Genomic DNA, 17,244 nt, shown 5'->3' with positions numbered 1-17,244 from the left:
ATTTGAAGCTTGCGTTTTATTTAATATGGTCTTTTTCCTGCTTATTAGTGTTTAATTTTCATGGTAGTTCATTATATAAAGGCTGCAAATGCCAATTCCAGCCATTTTTCATATTTCAATATCGTAGGGGTTATTTGTATATCGGAGTCCAAGCTGTGCAATTGAACAAATGTGGTCTAATAACCAAAGTCTATTCTCCAATTTTGCATCATCACCTTCAAAAAAACTTATATAAAAAGAGATCAGTGATTCCTTTAAAATAACAAATAAATTATAATTTGCTGAAAATAAATTTAACTATTTACAATAGTTTGAAAATTGTTTATATTTTAACTTGTGAGTAGAAAAAGTAGTAAAAGTAGTAAAAGTAGTAAAGGTAGTAAAGGTTAGTATATTTTGAATACGTATTCAAAATGCAAATTAAGAATTAATGAATGTAAAAATCTCCTCGATGCGGTTCAGATGTGATGACAAATCAAACAAGGGCGGTTGAACTGTTGGTGATTTTTATTTGAAAGCGTATTCAAAGAAAGGGGAAAATGTAAGTTGATCAATAATGATTTATATAAATCGTTTGTCGGTGTGTAAATTGCGTGTCTGGTAGAGAAGGGGTTAGATATTAGTTTTAGGAAATGACTGAATTAAAACTAGCCGTCTTCCTCTCTATATAGAATAACCAAATAATGAAGATGAAAAAACAAATACATAAGGGGAGATTAACATGACTGTACAAGAACCAAAGGTGAAAAAGGCGATAACGAATTAGGTTATGAAAAAAATTGGATGCATCAAAAAAATTCAAGCTATAGTTACTGCTCGTTTTTTTGTAAGAGTTAAGTGAAAAATAGGAATGAGGTGACCTAATGAATAAAGTCCAATTTCGGTTTAATATTATATTATTTTTTATCATAACTGTACTCTTTTTTATTAGCATTTCAGCCTTTGATCCATTTATTTCATCCTATGCCGAAGATTTAGGGATCTCACCTGCAGTGATAGGCAGTGTGATGGGAGTAACGGGGCTAGCATCCATGTTCTTCCGATTCCCGCTTGGCGTATTCTCGGATATGCTGAACAAAAGAAGGCTGATTATTCAAGTGGGGCTTTTAATTACAATCATTGGTTGGATAATCGCTTTTATTGAACCAAACGCTACTACTTTATATCTCGCGAAATTTTTGGATGGTATTACGGGGGCTACATGGGTTCTTTATACTGTAATGTTCGCCTCTTATTTCGGAATCCATAATTCTGCAAAAGCTGTAGCTTTTTTAACTTTGGCAGATTACATTGGAGCTTTAGTTGGTTCGATAGTAGGAGGAATTGTCGCAAACAGTTACGGCTATTCATATTCTTTTCTTGTTGCCGTTTTTGCTGCTTCTATCGCCTTTGTTTTAACGTTCTTTTTGAAAGAGAAAAAAGTTACAGTGAAAAGGGAAACATATGATTTAAAAAAAATCGTTAAGGAACAAATAACGGATAAAAACTTATGGCTATTATCTCTACTAGCAATCATAGCGCTGATGGCTTCTTTTGGAATGAGGGTCACATTTACACCTCTTGTAGCAAGAGATTTAGGGGGGGATGCGATTGCTCTGAGTTGGCTATCCAATACGTTTTTAATTGCAGGAGGGATTGCTGCTGCATTATGTGGAGGATTTTTTTATAAAAAGTTGGGCTTAGTGAACACAGCTGTTGTAGGAGCATTTTTACAATGTGTTGTTGCTATCTTGACACCATTTGCACCGAATTTACTATTGCTCTTTTGTTTGCAAGCTTTTTCTGGAATAGCATTTGCACTAAATTTTACAGTTTTAATGTCGTTAAGTATTATGAATATTCCCGAACATAAGCAGTCAACAAGGATGGGATTTTTTCAAAGTGTGTTTTCGTTTGGAATGTTTTTTGGCCCAGTATTAATGGGGATATTGACAGTGGCTTTTTCAAGAAGCTTTAGCTTTGTAATAATAGGAATCCTTTCAGCTATTTCAGGTATATTAATAAAATTTTTTATTAGAACGAAAACCATTGAAAAACAAAAAATTTTAACCAAAACGGATCAGATTAGTTAAAGAAATACGCGGCCTATTGATAAAAAGCGCAAACAAAAGGAGGAAGTAAAATGATTTTAACGATAAAAGAACTGATGGATGGGTATAAAAATAAACAATTTTCACCTACAGAAATAACGAAATGGTATATAGACCGAATAAAAAGGCTAGATCCTATTATTAATTCCTATATTACCATTACAGAAGAAACAGCGTTTAATCAGGCAGAACAGGCAGAGAAAAAGATGAACTCTGGAGAATTAAGTGGGTTGCTTGGCGTACCCATCTCTTATAAAGATTCGATAGATACAAAAGATATCTTAACAACAGGTGGGTCAATAATTGATAAAGATCGAATTCCGACTGAAAATGCTGAAGTTGTCACAAAGTTAGAGCAAGAGGGCATTATTTTACTTGGTAAAAACAATATGTTTGAATATGGATTTGGCATCACATCTAAAAATACTTATTTCGGTGATATTGTTAATCCGTGGAATAAAGATAAGACGGCTGGCGGATCAAGTGGTGGTTCAGCAGCTGCTGTTGCAGCAAATCTTTCTCTAGGTTCTATCTGTACAGATGCAGCAGGATCAATTCGTGTGCCTGCAGCTTGCTGTGGAGTAGTAGGCTTAAAACCTACGTATAATTTAATTAGCATGAATGGTATGACACCGTTATCTTGGACACTTGATCACGTGGGTCCAATAGCAAGAAATGTTGAGGATACAGCATTAATTATGGAAGCACTTACAAATAAACAGTATACTACAGCTATTTCAGGTGAATTGACAGGTATGAGAATAGGGTTGCCGAAGCATTATTTTAATGAATTTATGGATAGTGAAGTGAAGAGACTATATGAAAATGCGGTGCAACAGCTATCTGACCTAGGTGCTGTTATAGTAGAAATAGACACTTCCTTTTTATCGGATATTATTAATCTTGCAAAGGTGTTTGGCACATCTGAATCAAGTTATGTTCACAAAGAACGCATTCAGACTTCTCTTCACATGTTCAGTGAAGATGCAAAAAGTACATTTACAAGGAGCAAGGGCATAACAGCATTTGATTATATAACAGCTTTGAAAAAGCGGGAGGAATTAACACGAAAGGTATCTGATATTTTTGCTGATGTTGACGTGATGATTACGCCAACAACCCCTGTGACAACTTCCGATGTTCATACAGAACAAGTAACGATTAATGGTATGACAGAGTTACTAGGTGACTGTATGATTCGCTATGTGAGCCTGTTTAATATTACTGGCCATCCTGCTTTAAATTTACCAGCAGGTATTACACAGAGCGGAATTCCGGTAGGATTGCAGTTCATTGCCGGGCATTACAGGGAAGACCAATTGTTTCAGGCAGCAAATTCTTATGAAAAGTTTGCCTTATCAGAGTTTTATATAAAAAGAGACGAACAATTTAAAAGGGATTTATTGTGTGTGAAAGAAAGTGAAAATCAGAGTGAAGTTACAAAAAATTATTAGAATAATTGACAGAATTTTTAATAATTTTTAACTTGAATACGTATACATTTTTTCGGAAATGTGGTTTAAAATGAAAGCGCTCTTTTTAATAAAAGCTAATCCTCTTTCAAATTGTAGTAGCAATAGGGGCAGTTTAAAGTTTTGATGAGTATAAGAAACTTCTATGCCGGCGATTCTCGCCGCCACCATCTAGCACGATAACCTGCTCTTTACCCAAAATAAAGTCTAACCAACAATACAACCAGGCTGAACTTTTTTTGGTGGATTTTAAGGAAGATACCCTGTATAAGAAGATGGTAGTGACAGTATTGAAGAACCATTTAGTGTACTACAAGTACGTATACAATAATTTTTATAACAAATCTCCTGTCATATGTATTGTTAATCTTTTTTTGAGGTGATTCTCCTATGGAAGCAATGATTGAACGTTGTGCTGGCCTAGATGTACACCAAGAAACAGTAGTAGCCTGTGTACTATTTGGTCCATTAGATAAAAAAACAAAAACCTCTATTGAAACGTTTTCTACTACAATAACGGGTCTCTTGGCTTTAAGTGATTGGCTAGCTACACTTCAGGTATCCCATGTTGTGATGAAAAGTCTGCTTCATCATTTGTTCATTTACCCATCGGAGTTCATTTTTAGTTGCTAATTTTATACCCGTCTCTTACCCTTTCCTCCCTAATTATATAAACCACAAGCCTTCCTCTTAATAACAATTATTTCAAAATCCCATTATTTTCACAATAAGTTATTCAAGATAATGGCCCGATTGTTGAACAACTCCATAGGCACTCTTGAACTATCCTGCCCCGTTAGTTCATTAAGGGGTTTTACTTCTGTTTTTTGAAAGTACGATAATGTAAATTATCATACTTTCACTTTTTTTGTTCTTTCTCTTTTTACTTATAAATGAAGAAAAATCGTATATTCGAATTGTTGGTACATAAGGATTTTGAATAGAGAAGCAAGGTTGATGAAGATGAGGCAACCAAAGATGTGCAGCCAATCCGGGATCAGCAGCAGTTAGAAGATATGAAATGGGCGCTGAGACGCCATTGTTCGGAGCGTAATTACATCCTGTTTGTCGTAGGATGCGAGACCGGCCTACGTGTCGGGGACCTACTCAAGCTCACCACAAAGCAGATCCTGTACCGTTTGGTTATTGGTTTTACAAAGCGACCAAGGATATTGCGATGTTACAAAGGATTCTCCATCATTCCCATCCTTCGGTTACCTTGCGCTATATCGCATAACCCCCTGATGGAACGCTTAACAAGGAAATAAAATCAAGTTGATGTAATTTTTCTGAATTTAAATCCTATCAAATTTCAATATAATGAAATTGTAAACTAATTGGTTAGTGAAAAAATCATATAGTATTATATTACGAACAGAAAATATGAGGTAATAAGAAAACGAACAGAAGGTGAGAAGAGTGAATGCAACTTTATTTCAGAAGATTCAGCACTCAATGAAGGAGATAAATTGGAAAAAAATAGACTTAGCACAAAGATCGGGTATTCATATCAGTGATATAAGTCGTGTTTTCAATCACAAGCAAACACTTTCTCTAAAACATCTGGATGCCATTACAAAGGCTCTTGGGTTAGCGGAAGGTTCCCTATATCCTTATTATTTAGAGGAATGTTTTAATGAGAACAAACGATTGGACAAGCGTAGAAGTGTTCAGTTCTTGTATACGTGTATAACGCGTGGTTACGAGAAGCAGTGCTGTGATCTGTTACTTACCATGACAGCAGAAAAATCAGACTCGATCCGAACTAACTATTTGGCCTATATTTTTACCGTCGCGGAGAAGCTTTTTAAAGCCAAGAAAGAAGAAAAGGCGTTACCTCTGTATGAGTTGATCATTGAAAATGAAATTAATAATTTTTCAGAACAACTGGCAACCAGTTATTTTAGACGATTTTATATTGTGAGAATGTCAGAGAAGGGACAACATGCACTTCCATATGTGTTGGAACATCTGGTGTGTATGCCAAGTGAAGTTAGAATGGAAGCGTACTTATGGATTACAGCGTTTTACTATAGACGCGAGCAATGGGGAGAAGTGTTGTATTACGCCGAGAGATTAGAGAACATGGTAAAGGAAGGTGAGTATTTTGCAAGAGCTCTTATGTATAAGAGCTTTGCATTAGCACGCCTGGGCGGTTCACTTGAAGAAGTATTGGCTCTTACGGCTCAATACGCACAAGTAAACGAATATTTTGCTGATATAGCCGCTGGAAACCGATTTGCTGCTTTTTTAGAATTTGGAAAATTGGAGTATGCAGATGAGTATTTTGCTTGGTTAGAAGATAGAGAGGATATGTATGTTGGTTTGCCGAAGGTACTCGAGGCATATGTTCACTTGGATAGAATGGATGATGCGAAAAAGCTGTTAAATTGGTATCAACATATCATTGATGATTTGGTTGTAAGTAAAGAACCATGGATAAAGCAGAAGATGTATTTGGATTTTCGTTACGCACATGCATTGTACCAGTGTAAAACCCATATATTTCCGGAAGGGTTGAATGAACTATTGAATGTGGCGTATACAGCAAATCAAATAGGCAATGTAGAAAGATTTAAAAAATGTCTTCTTGTTTATTGGAAATACAGTTACCATGCGACTCCTGACCAAAGAAACAAATATATTCAATTATTAAGTACAAAAGAAATAGAAGGAGGCCTCCTCACGCAGCTTCGCACAGTAACATAGCTATTTTTCTAAATGAACTCGGGGATTAAGAATGCAAGATATATAGAATTAAAAACTGGAACTCCTAATTTTTTAATTTGATGGAATTTTCCAAACGTAATATTCCGTCAAATTTAAATATAATGAATTTATCAACAACTAAGAAAGAAGGGAAAAGACAGATGAAAAAGGGAATAACGAAAAATGTTTCAACATTGGTACTTAGTGCAGGTCTATTATTCAGTACATTTGCACCAGTTTCCTTACCGTATAATGTTCATGCACAGACATCTTCAAGCATTGATCAAGTGCTGGCAAAGCTTACTCCAGAGCAGCGTCAAGCGATTAAACAATTACAAACGAATGACCAGGGAGGGCTGCAACTATCTCCTGAAGTAGAACAAAAGAGTAGCGATTCCATTTCTGTCATTGTTCAATTTAAGGATAAGCCACAAAAGACAGCTGTACTGGAAGCGGCAATAGAAGGAAAATCTCTGTCTGAAACGCAAGCAAAACAAAAAGTAGACACAGCGCATGAAACCTTTCAAAAGGATTTACAAACGATTTTCAAAAATGAGTTAAAACAAAAGAAATCACCCTACAAAATCAAGCAGACATACAAGCGTGCATTTAACGGTGTGGCGATGACTATCCCTGCCAACAAGGCAAAAGCATTACTTGACTCTAATGCGGTAAAGGCTGTTTGGAGTGATTTGGAAGTACACGTCGAGCCGCCTGTCACAGAACAAGAATCCAAGAAGCAGGCAGAAACGTACACGAATATCACATTCCCCGGCATCGAAAAGCTTCATCACGAAGGCTTTACGGGAGAAGGTGTGAAGGTTGGGATTCTGGATACAGGAATTGACTATAATCATCCTGATTTAAAAGATGCCTATAAAGACGGATATGATTTCGTGGATAATGATAATGATCCAATGGAAACAACGTATGACGATTGGGTGAAAGCAGGACAACCATCATCTGGAACATACTATACGGAGCATGGAACGCATGTGGCAGGAATTATTGCCGGACAAGGGACGAATGAGTCTGACTTTGCGGTAACCGGGGTAGCACCGGAAGCTGATATTTATGCGTATCGTGTGTTAGGTCCATACGGTAATGGTAGTACCGGGGCGATTTTAGCCGGGATCGACCAAGCAGTGGCGGACGGTATGGATGTTATTAACATGTCGCTTGGTGCGGATTACAACGACCCGTTGTATGTGACAAGTATTGCCGTAAACAATGCCGTACTGGCAGGCGTAACGGCAGTGGTGTCAGCCGGAAACTCAGGAAACGGAATGTATACACTTGGTTCACCTGGTACCTCTCCATTGGCGCTTACTGTTGGGGCCAGTGACATATCTGTCACGATTCCAACCTTTAAAGGAACACTTCATGCAGATACAACTGTATCAGCGGATTTAAAGCTGGTTTCCCAAGGGTTTAACGATAGTATAGAAGAATTTAAAGGACAAAATTTGCAGGTTGTGGATGTAGGGTACGGTGACAATTATACGAACAAAGATGTGAAGGGAAAACTTGTCCTCGCGGCTCGCGGAGTTAATTCTGTAGACTCTATAAATAAGATTGCGAAGGAAAATGGCGCGAAGGGTATTCTTTTATATAACACAAATCCGCCGTTACAAGATGTGTATTTAGGAGAAGGGTTTAATTATATTCCTATATTCTCGCTAAGCAATGAACAAGGAACTGCAATGAAGCAATCTTTGACTTCTGGCACTCCAACGTTCTCCTTCGATGAGATGGATCAAGTTGTGTCCGGAGGGGACGTATTGGCTGACTTCAGCTCTCGCGGTCCATCCCGCGTATTGTATGATATTAAGCCGGAAGTAACCGCACCGGGGGTGTCTGTTTTATCTACGGTACCTTCCTATGTGCATGGACAAGATCAAATAGGAAATTATCAACATGCATATGAACGTTTATCCGGTACATCCATGGCAGCGCCAAATGTTGCGGGAGTAGCGGCACTTTTAAAACAAGCAGACCCGGATATGACGCCTGCTGATATCAAAACGAGGCTCATGAATACGGCGGCTCCATTAAATGGAGAATATAGTGTATTTGAAGTAGGCTCAGGGCGTGTGGATCCATATAAAGCGATTCATGCTCAAACAGACATTCAAGTAAAAGACAAGACGGAAACGGTGCGAAGTAATATTGAAGCCGCAACACTTGCAGATAAAGGAACCCAAACGATTAAAGAGAAGACTGGTGCCCTCAGCTTTGGTGCACGGGCTGCAAATGGAAAGGATATCAAAGAGACCCGTACTGTTACGCTGGAAAACAACAGCAAAGAAACGAAAACATACGAGGTGAAAGTGCAATTCCAAACATTGAAAGAAAGGTTTGCCAATGATTATTCCCACGCAGCCAACGATGCGACTGCCAACGGTGTCAATGTGGAGTCAAATAAAACGGTGGAAGTGAAGGCAGGTAAAAATAAGAAAACTGATGTGACAATGTTTGTTCCGAAAACTGCCAAACTAGGAAACTATGAAGGGTACGTCGTGTACACGAATAAAGACAATCCAATTGAAACGTATCGAGTGCCATTTGGCATTCATACAATGGAAGAGGGCATTGATCATGTCGAGGCAAGTCCTTCTGCCTTTACGGTAGCGAAGGAAGCAGGATATAGCGGATTAAACTGGTCAGTTGCTCTTTTATTCCAATTAAAATCTCATATGCGTTCGCTGGATCTATTCCTTGTCGATCCGAAAACAAATAAAGAAATTGGCTTCCTTGGCTCCTTGGACGGAGTGGGAGCAGATGAGAATATTGAATATCGTCTAGGTGGCGCTATGAATGAGGGTATTTATTATCCGTTAACCGGAGATCCGGAGAACCCGATCGCGTATGATACGGCACAAACCAAACCAGGGTTGTACAAAATTAGGATGGTAGGGACAAATGATAAAGGGAAAACCTTTAGCTCAGATGCTCCGGTTTACTTTAATGTTACACAGCCAACACTCGAACTCAATATGGACTCTGGTGTGTATGAATATAACCCAGAGCAACCAAAGGTAACCATATCAGGTTCAGTCAACGATCCAAGTGTGGAAGAAATGAAAGCTGCAGGCATGGATGTATCTCAAGCCAATAATAAATTTGTTTATCAGTTGCCAGGTAGATTCGGGACCGTATCGGTTCCATTAGATACTAACGGAAACTTTACGACACAACTCACACTGAACCCTGAAATACAACCGATTCCAGTGAAGATGTATGCAGAAAACATGGCGACAGTGCGAAACTATTCCAGTGATTTAAAAGTATTCTTTGTGAAACAGGGCACACCATATGGAACAGCCACTTCGGATAAAAAGACTGTAACAGCGGGTGATACGGTGACGTATACTTTATCGATGAACAATATGATAAACATGAAGGAAGCAGTATATTCATTTCAGGATACATTTTCATCGGACGCTGACCTGATAAGTATTAAACCCCACGCAACATTGAATGGGAAAGTGGATATTCAGACAGAGAATAAGGATTTATTCGGAGATGGACAGGTTATACAAAGAACAATTACTGCGGCATTAACCGACGAGGCTGCACAAACAGGAATCTCCGGTACGATTCCGATGGTAGATGTCACATACAAATTGAAAGATGATACTGCAATTAGCATTATAGATTTAGGAGGATTCAAGGCATCGTACAAAAATACAGATGATACAATGAATTCCGCAATTAGCATGAGTATTCCTAGTCATGTGGAACGAACGTTCTCTGTTTTGAAGTCATGGGTTTACCCAGAAGCATTTAAGGTTCCTTTTCCGTGGTTGGATGAGCCATTAGGAAATGTGGATTATGTAAAAGCGGGTGCAAAGGTGAAAGTAACAGATGAAGCCGGTAGAGAGTATCCAAACACGCTTAAAAGTAAAGACTCTATTAGTTGGGCTTTCCAATCTAAATTACCACTAACCGATAAACCGTTCACATTGGAGGTAGAAATGCCGGGACATTTCACGATGAAGAGAAGCTTTACAGTCGGTTTGAAAGAAAATGGTGAAATAAAACCTTTTACAGAAACAATTTATAATAATAATGCGCCAGCTGGAGATGTGAACAAAGATCATGTAATCGATGTAAAAGACGCACTTTCCATTCAATCGAACTGGAACACAGACAAACGTGAAGCGGATATCAACTTCGATGGGGTAGTAGACGCAAAGGATATGCAATATGTAATCAATAATTACTTGATGCAAAATCCTTGGATGGACAAGGCTCCAAAACCGGTGAAAACCTATAAGGGACACACATTAGAAAGTGTGATGGAAGCATTAAATATACAGTAAGGAAAAAATGAGAGCAACGGCCACAGTGCCGTTGTTTTTTGTACGACGGGCAGACGCATAGAGTGTGAGTTTCCTTTAAATTCATAACTTATGAAGCTAATCTCAAACAATTTATGGATGAATTCTTTTTGATTTTGGGCAGACTTCACCCTTTGATGAACCTGTTTCTTTTTAATCATATGCATGGCTTCTTTGCCACTCAGTATGTAAGTAGCTGTACGAAATGATTTCAATCCTAACATCAAACCAATCGCTTCTTTATAAAACGATGATCCTGTCTAACATATTATTAAGATATTTAACTTGCCTGATTTGTATACCTTCAGGCATACGTTTCTCTTCTTTTAACTCTTGAATCGCTACAGGATAGGCTGAATTTTTATCCACTGTTATGACACGGAGTTTACAAACATGAGGAGCAGCCAGGGCTTTTTTGAAAAAGAGCTTGGCTGCTTGTTTATCTCTTGATTCACTTAGATCCCTTCTGAATCGACTGCACGATATAAATACACCCATCAACCTTTTACTTTGATATACGTTTCATCGACTCTCCAAGAGTCATTTGTTGGGCTTAAGATGACGACGTACTCTTTTATCTAATTGAGGTCCAAATTGATGAACCCAACGCATAATCGTTGTATGAGCCCTGGATAAGCCACGTCCTCCATCATTTCCACCAAATCACGAAAACTTAAGTTGTACCGTAGGTAACAACTTACCGTTAACATAATAATAGCAGGTCTTTTTTGAATAAAGGAATGTCCAGGTTTGTCTGTTTGCTTTGATTCTTGGTGCAATTATAGTTAAAGGTAATGAAACCTAAATCCAACTATCCGTCAAAACTAACGGAGGTATGAGTCTAGGAAGAGGATTAGTTACAACTCCTCTTTATTGTGCTTAACGAGTGAAATGCTTTGAGGGAAGAAATTGTCTGAGAATATGTAGCAGGGTTAACCCTGATTTTCACATTACTGAAATAGTATGTGTTTTTTACCCATTCGTAAAAGTACACTTTTAAATCCAGTACAGCCCTTCTTTTAAAGTTGGGCTTACTGGATTTATGTCAATGTTTTTCATCCTCAACTCTTATACTCCTCTAGGAGATATTCTGTATTATCTTGGTTATTATAACGAGTGTACAGGAAGTTTAGTGTTAATCCCAAATATTAGGTCGCTCAACTTCCATGGTTCTTAAATAATCTAAGAGTTGCCCTGTATGCACTGCTTCATGATATGCGATACGCATTAACATATCTCCTAATGAACGAACATACCCTACATCAGAGCGATCAATTTTAATTGCAGCTAGATCTTCATTAGAAAAGGAACGAACGGAACGTAAAAATTGTTTGTGATAACTGTCTGCAAAATCTAATTCATCTTCAATTGATATATACGGTCTTTTTTCAAATGGAGAATGAAAATCCTTCACACTTCCTCTATTTTCAATAGCTAGGTAATAATAATACTCAGATTCTAATACGTGACGAACCATTTCTAAACATGTCATTGCCTTCTCATCTGGTTTCCAATTTAATTTGTCAACAGAAATTGTTTGCCATACAGTAATACTTCGTCTTCTAGTTTCTTTTAGGTTTAATACTAAGAAATCAATAGTGTTCAATTATATTTTCTCCCTTCTATTCAACCTTATAAATTAAGTTTACTAGAGTCTCTGAATAAAATGCAAAGGTTCACTCTTTTATTTGGATGTATTCACGAAATAAATCATTCTATAAGAAGGGGCGATGCAACAAATTGTTTCATTTCGTTGCATGTACAATAAATATTTTTGGTGTGAATGTAGAATACATTCCAACCAATTTTGTAAATAAGGTCTTATGACATAAAATGAGTTAATCATACCCATAAATAATTCTTCTATTTTTAGTATATTTACCCTATTTATGGAAAAATTCTGTTTATTTATTGCATTTCCTTTCTATTGGTAATATTATGAAATTATCTTAAGGGTATGGAGGTGTTAAGCATGAAAGTTAAAGTTCAAAAAACTAGCAAAAAGGCTGCAGTTTTATACAGTTTTCCAGGTTAATAATTATTCATTCTATTATTACATACATGGGGGTGTTAAGAATGAAAGTTAAAGTTCAAAAAACTAGCAAAAAATCTGCAGTTTTATATAGCTTCCCAGGTTAATAATAGCTAAATGTTTAAATTTCAAGATTTTAAGAATAGGGAACTATCGTCAGATAGTTCCCTATTTAAGTAAATTGTAAAATGGAGGGTTTTTAAATGGTAAAACCTAAATTTAAAGAAACTATTCCTGTGTTTTTTGTAAATAGTGAAATACATATAGGGGAAGAAGATGGAGTGGCAGGAATCATTGAAGATCCTAATGGTAGTATTGAGTATTTAATTTCGTTAATCAATGGAGAAAATACCATTGATGATATTACTGAGAAAGTAATTCTAAAATATCCAAATATCACCTCTCAGGAAGTACATCAAGCCATTAAATCATTAGATGATGAAAAATATTTAGAAGACAGCTCTATTATTCCTAAAGTGTTGGGTGAATATGAGAAAGAACGATATAAGGCAAATTTAAACTTTTTTTCACTTTTTACATCTTTAGAAGATAGTAAGTTTGAGATCCAAGAAAAAATTATGAATACTAATATTGCTTTGTTAGGTATTGGAGGTTTAGGTAGCCAGATACTATACCATCTAGCAGCATTAGGATTTCATAACATAGATGCATTAGATTTTGATACTTTAGAGTTAAGTAATTTTAATCGACAGTTGTTATATTCTGAAGAAAACCTTAATGAATTAAAGACGGATCTTGCTAAGAAGAGAATTTCTAAGTTTAATCCTAATGTAAACTTAAATATAACAAACAAACGGATAGAATGTGCAGAGGATGTTATGAACCATATTAAAAATAGTGAATATGTCATTTGTGTAGCTGATAAACCAACATTATATATTCAAGACTGGGTAAATGAAGCTGTAGTTAAGTTAAGAAAACCATTAGTTTCTGGTGGAGTATTAAATACTAGAGGGCGTTTTTATTCTATTATACCTGGGGAAACAGGTTGTGTAGAATGCCATAAACAGACTGTAATAGACAGTGATGCTGCTATTGACGATCAACTTAATAGTATGAATCATGTAAACTTCCAAAGAAACAATGCAGCAATTAGTCCTAATGTAGCTATGTTAGCTGGAGCTATCGTTAATGAATTTTTAGGACTTGTTACTGGTATTAGTGAGCCAAAGTCATTAGGTAAGATGATGGAATTAAACTTTTCGACATATCAAACATATTCTATTTCAGAGTGGGAAAGACAAGAAAAATGCTCAGTCTGTTATTCCATACCTGTAACATTAACTCAGTAAATATATTATAAAAAGGGGTAAGTATGAAATCTTATCAAGTATTAAGAAACAAAGACTTTTTATTTTTATTTCTTAGTGCTACATCTAGTAAATTGGGCACTTCAATTTTTCAAGTTGCATTACCTTTATTAGTTTATGAACTAACAAAGTCACCAAGTTTAATGGCTTTTACTTTTGTGTTAGAAATAATTCCTCAAGTTTTATTTAGTTTGATAGGAGGAGCATTTGCAGATAGAATCAGTAAAAAGAACATCTTACTGATAGGAGATATTATCTCGGCTATTTTAGTTATTGTTATTCCTATCTCGGCACTTATGAATCATTTAGAGGTTTGGGTTATTTATGTTGTAGCATTTTTATTATCTTCTGTTAGTGCATTTTATCATCCTAGCTTCGAATCTATAGTTCCAGAAACCTTGCAAGGAGCAAACTTAATTCAAGGGAATTCTTTATTTAAATTATCTGAAACTCTAACTACTTTTATAGGGCCTTCTATAGCTGGTATTTTAATAGCTGTAATTGGAACACATAACCTATTATATTTTAATTTTGTCACCTATTTCTTTTCAGCGATGTTTATTGGTTTTATAGCTAATAAATATCAGAATAAGAATAACGTCAATACATCAATTATTGTTTCTATTAAAGAAGGTATTGATTACGTAGTTAAGACTAAAAAAATATTAATAGGTACTATTTTTATATTTTTAGTTAATTTAGGATATGGAGCAATGGAATCTTTATTTATGTTTTACCTAAAAGGTCCGTTGAGTCTACCTTCTCAATATATAGGATTAGTGTTTTCTTTACAGACACTAGGATCATTTTTGGCAATTTATTTCGCCAATAAGTTAAACAAATTACCCAGAGGGAATGTAATCATATTAGCTGGAATCTTAATAGGATTAGGGCAAACAGCATTAACAATGTCTCAAGGGCTGTTAATAATATTAATAGCGTGTAGAATAATAATTGTAGGTTCAGTTACTTTATTAGCAATTAATTGGTTTACTTTACGACAAGAAGTAGTTCCATCTGCTTTACTTGGTCGTGTTATTAGCTCAACGCGCATGTTAGCCTTTTTGGCTTTACCTTTCGGTGGAATGCTTTCAGGTATATTTGTTGAATATGTAAATGTAGAAGTAATCTTTATTTTAGCTGGCCTTCTTACAATCATAGTATCTCTAATAGGAATTAAAACGACATTATTCCAAAAAAGTCAACAAGTTAATAATGAAGTAACTAGTGGTACTGATTGAATATATTAAAATTTCTTTACTGTACACATTATCACATACTCAGGCTTGTAAAAACTGTTGAAGTTTGAAGAGAACAAAGGAAAGCCGTATTGTATATGCGGCTTTCCTTTGTTCTGGTTTAAAAACTTTAAGACACATACAAGTAATTTCTAAATTTTTGACTTATTGATACTACTAATCCAAAAAAGAGTGTGCGATCAGTATGAAAGCCAATTTGTTAAAAGGGAAGCATTATCAGCTTGATATTATTTTACAAATGGTAAGATCTTACATACGTACAACCTCGGCTTTTAGTACTAAATGTTAATTACCTAGCTAAATTAGACCGTTGTAGTCGACAGCTAAGAATAAGGATTGTCACTTAAAATCGAAATAATAAGCTTTCTGTAAATGTCGTGGGAATATTTTCCTTTTGGTCAACTATCTTTTCTTTTACATATCTGTGCTCGGGTATATCAGTTTAGCCACATCGCTATAAGTGATAACGTCGTCAATCATAAGCTGGAAATTTCCATGATTGATAATATCTTCACTAATTTTTCTTAATAATGTTATCGTGGCTCTAAAAGGTGCAGACCCACTACTAACTCTTTCAATTCCGGTTTCTGATATCTGTTTCAAAGAAGGCATATCTGCCCCAGCTAACAAGTTAATTGGACTAGAAATTTCCTGTCTAAGCTTTTTAATGGAATCAATATTTTTTACACCAGGAATGAAAATACAGTCTGCTCCAGCTTTTTGATAAGCTATTGCTCGATTGATGGCTGACTGAAGTCGAAGCGCAGGGTTACCGATATTTAGCCAATACAGATCAATACGTGCATTGATAAATAAAGGCATTTTCAACAATCGAGACAGTTCTTTGATAGCAGTTATTTTTTCGACTTGTAGTGAAACATCAAAAATTGGATCCTCCGGATTTCCCGTACCATCTTCTATGTTAATTCCAACCACTCCAGTTAAAATAATCTGTCTAATGTTTTCTATCACTTCTTCAATAGACGCTCCATAGCCAGCTTCAATATCAGCGCTTACAGGAATATTCACGGAATTAACAATCATTTTCAGAGCTTCAATCAATTTTTCAAAGGGGATTTTTTCACCATCAGAATAGCCTAACGAAATTGCCATACCTGCACTGGTTGTACCAATCGCTTTAAATCCACTTTCTTGAAAAATTCTGGCACTACTGGCATCCCAAGCATTTGGCAGTACAAATGTAGATGACTGACGATGAAGCTGCTGAAATGTATTGAATTTTACAGATCGATTCAGATCACTCATAAAATATCGCTCCTTTCCAAGTAACTTTCACTACTTTTCATTCTTCTTTAAGTATATTGTAAGCTTTAATCATATCAAGGGTTCTGGTGCAAAAACTTCAATACAATTGAAATTAATCTATAAATCTTGGACACACTGATACTATTACTCTAAAAAAGGTGGGTGTTCATTATGTCTAAGGAAAATTTATTTAAATGGAAACATTATCAACCAGAAATTATGGTTCTGGTGAAAAATTAATGCGATGGAAACATAGAATGGTAAATATCCTGTAAACTTTGGGATTAAGCAGCTACTCCGAACAACTTATTAATGAATTCAACCTCGTTTTGGGCAGAATTTTCCCGTTGATGAGGTGGATCTTTTTAACCATATGCATAGCTTCGATATCACTCAAAATATAGGTAGCTGTTCAAAACGATTTCAATCCCTACATAGAACTGACCCGTTTATTTATAGAACGATGATCTTGTTCCACAATGTTGCTCAGATACCGTATTTGTCATACTCGTATGCCCTTCTGGCATACTTTTTTCGTGCGCCCGGCATGGTGCAATCTATAGGGTGTGAGTCCCGAATCATGAAGGCAGTAGTAATGGTTAGCTTAATGCAAGGGTGTCCACGGTGACGTGGAATCTGAAGGAAGCAAGCGGCAAACCCCCGGTGTGAGGAACACGAACTTCATATAAGGCTAGGTATCATTGGATGAGTTTGCGGAACTAAACAAAGTCCTTACTGCCGA

At 36.1% G+C, this 17,244-nt stretch carries 9 protein-coding genes and 3 pseudogenes; 8 read left to right on the top strand and 4 right to left on the bottom strand.

What is annotated here, in order from left to right; all coding sequences use genetic code 11:
* Positions 1-863 precede the first annotated feature (863 nt).
* The 6 genes and pseudogenes from ASU00_RS17125 to ASU00_RS26840 all read left to right on the top strand — a co-directional run bounded on the left by ASU00_RS17125 (position 864) and on the right by ASU00_RS26840 (position 10,596).
* Complete coding sequence (locus ASU00_RS17125; protein ID WP_057914692.1) at positions 864-2,072, top strand: MFS transporter; 1,209 nt, start codon at positions 864-866, stop codon at positions 2,070-2,072.
* A 50-nt stretch (positions 2,073-2,122) separates the two neighbouring features.
* Positions 2,123-3,544 carry an amidase gene (locus ASU00_RS17120; protein WP_057914691.1) on the top strand — a complete coding sequence of 474 codons (1,422 nt, stop codon included), beginning with the start codon at positions 2,123-2,125 and terminating at the stop codon, positions 3,542-3,544.
* Positions 3,545-3,952: 408 nt separating this feature from the next.
* Positions 3,953-4,195, top strand: a complete 243-nt coding sequence (locus ASU00_RS25695; RefSeq protein WP_057914690.1) for an IS110 family transposase — start codon at positions 3,953-3,955, stop codon at positions 4,193-4,195.
* A 383-nt stretch (positions 4,196-4,578) separates the two neighbouring features.
* Positions 4,579-4,799: pseudogene (locus ASU00_RS26355) on the top strand (site-specific integrase).
* A gap of 182 nt (positions 4,800-4,981) precedes the next feature.
* On the top strand, positions 4,982-6,271 hold the full coding sequence (locus ASU00_RS17110; protein ID WP_057914689.1) for a helix-turn-helix domain-containing protein: 1,290 nt from the start codon (positions 4,982-4,984) through the stop codon (positions 6,269-6,271).
* 161 nt (positions 6,272-6,432) lie between these two features.
* Positions 6,433-10,596 (top strand): S8 family serine peptidase, encoded by a 4,164-nt coding sequence (locus tag ASU00_RS26840; RefSeq protein ID WP_057914688.1) that lies wholly within the window; start codon positions 6,433-6,435, stop codon positions 10,594-10,596.
* A 95-nt stretch (positions 10,597-10,691) separates the two neighbouring features.
* Here the strand turns inward: ASU00_RS26840 and ASU00_RS17100 are convergent.
* Positions 10,692-11,324 (bottom strand): annotated as a pseudogene (locus tag ASU00_RS17100) (IS6 family transposase); the annotation flags it as partial.
* 425 nt (positions 11,325-11,749) lie between these two features.
* Complete coding sequence (locus ASU00_RS17095; RefSeq protein ID WP_057914687.1) at positions 11,750-12,220, bottom strand: DinB family protein; 471 nt, start codon at positions 12,218-12,220, stop codon at positions 11,750-11,752.
* 629 nt (positions 12,221-12,849) lie between these two features.
* Here ASU00_RS17095 and ASU00_RS17090 point away from each other — a divergent pair.
* Complete coding sequence (locus tag ASU00_RS17090) at positions 12,850-13,959, top strand: HesA/MoeB/ThiF family protein (protein WP_057914686.1); 1,110 nt, start codon at positions 12,850-12,852, stop codon at positions 13,957-13,959.
* 23 nt (positions 13,960-13,982) lie between these two features.
* Positions 13,983-15,218 carry an MFS transporter gene (locus ASU00_RS17085; RefSeq protein ID WP_057914685.1) on the top strand — a complete coding sequence of 412 codons (1,236 nt, stop codon included), beginning with the start codon at positions 13,983-13,985 and terminating at the stop codon, positions 15,216-15,218.
* A gap of 432 nt (positions 15,219-15,650) precedes the next feature.
* On the opposite strand, the gene ASU00_RS17080 is transcribed toward ASU00_RS17085, so the two are convergent.
* Positions 15,651-16,502 (bottom strand): isocitrate lyase/PEP mutase family protein, encoded by an 852-nt coding sequence (locus ASU00_RS17080; RefSeq protein WP_057914684.1) that lies wholly within the window; start codon positions 16,500-16,502, stop codon positions 15,651-15,653.
* 284 nt (positions 16,503-16,786) lie between these two features.
* Positions 16,787-17,038 (bottom strand): annotated as a pseudogene (locus ASU00_RS26335) (DDE-type integrase/transposase/recombinase); the annotation flags it as partial.
* Positions 17,039-17,244 lie beyond the last annotated feature (206 nt).

The sequence above is a fragment of the Peribacillus muralis genome, assembly GCF_001439925.1.
Taxonomy (GTDB): Bacteria; Bacillota; Bacilli; order Bacillales; family DSM-1321; genus Peribacillus; species Peribacillus muralis.
Note: the sequence above shows the minus strand (reverse complement) of the source record. Positions and strands in the feature narration are given on the sequence as shown.

Coding starts and splice junctions, on each gene's coding strand:
- ASU00_RS17125 (WP_057914692.1), top strand. CDS start 864: ATGAATAAAGTCCAATTTCGGTTTAATATTATATTATTTTTTATCATA.
- ASU00_RS17120 (WP_057914691.1), top strand. CDS start 2,123: ATGATTTTAACGATAAAAGAACTGATGGATGGGTATAAAAATAAACAA.
- ASU00_RS25695 (WP_057914690.1), top strand. CDS start 3,953: ATGGAAGCAATGATTGAACGTTGTGCTGGCCTAGATGTACACCAAGAA.
- ASU00_RS26840 (WP_057914688.1), top strand. CDS start 6,433: ATGAAAAAGGGAATAACGAAAAATGTTTCAACATTGGTACTTAGTGCA.
- ASU00_RS17090 (WP_057914686.1), top strand. CDS start 12,850: ATGGTAAAACCTAAATTTAAAGAAACTATTCCTGTGTTTTTTGTAAAT.
- ASU00_RS17085 (WP_057914685.1), top strand. CDS start 13,983: ATGAAATCTTATCAAGTATTAAGAAACAAAGACTTTTTATTTTTATTT.
- ASU00_RS17080 (WP_057914684.1), bottom strand. CDS start 16,502: ATGAGTGATCTGAATCGATCTGTAAAATTCAATACATTTCAGCAGCTT.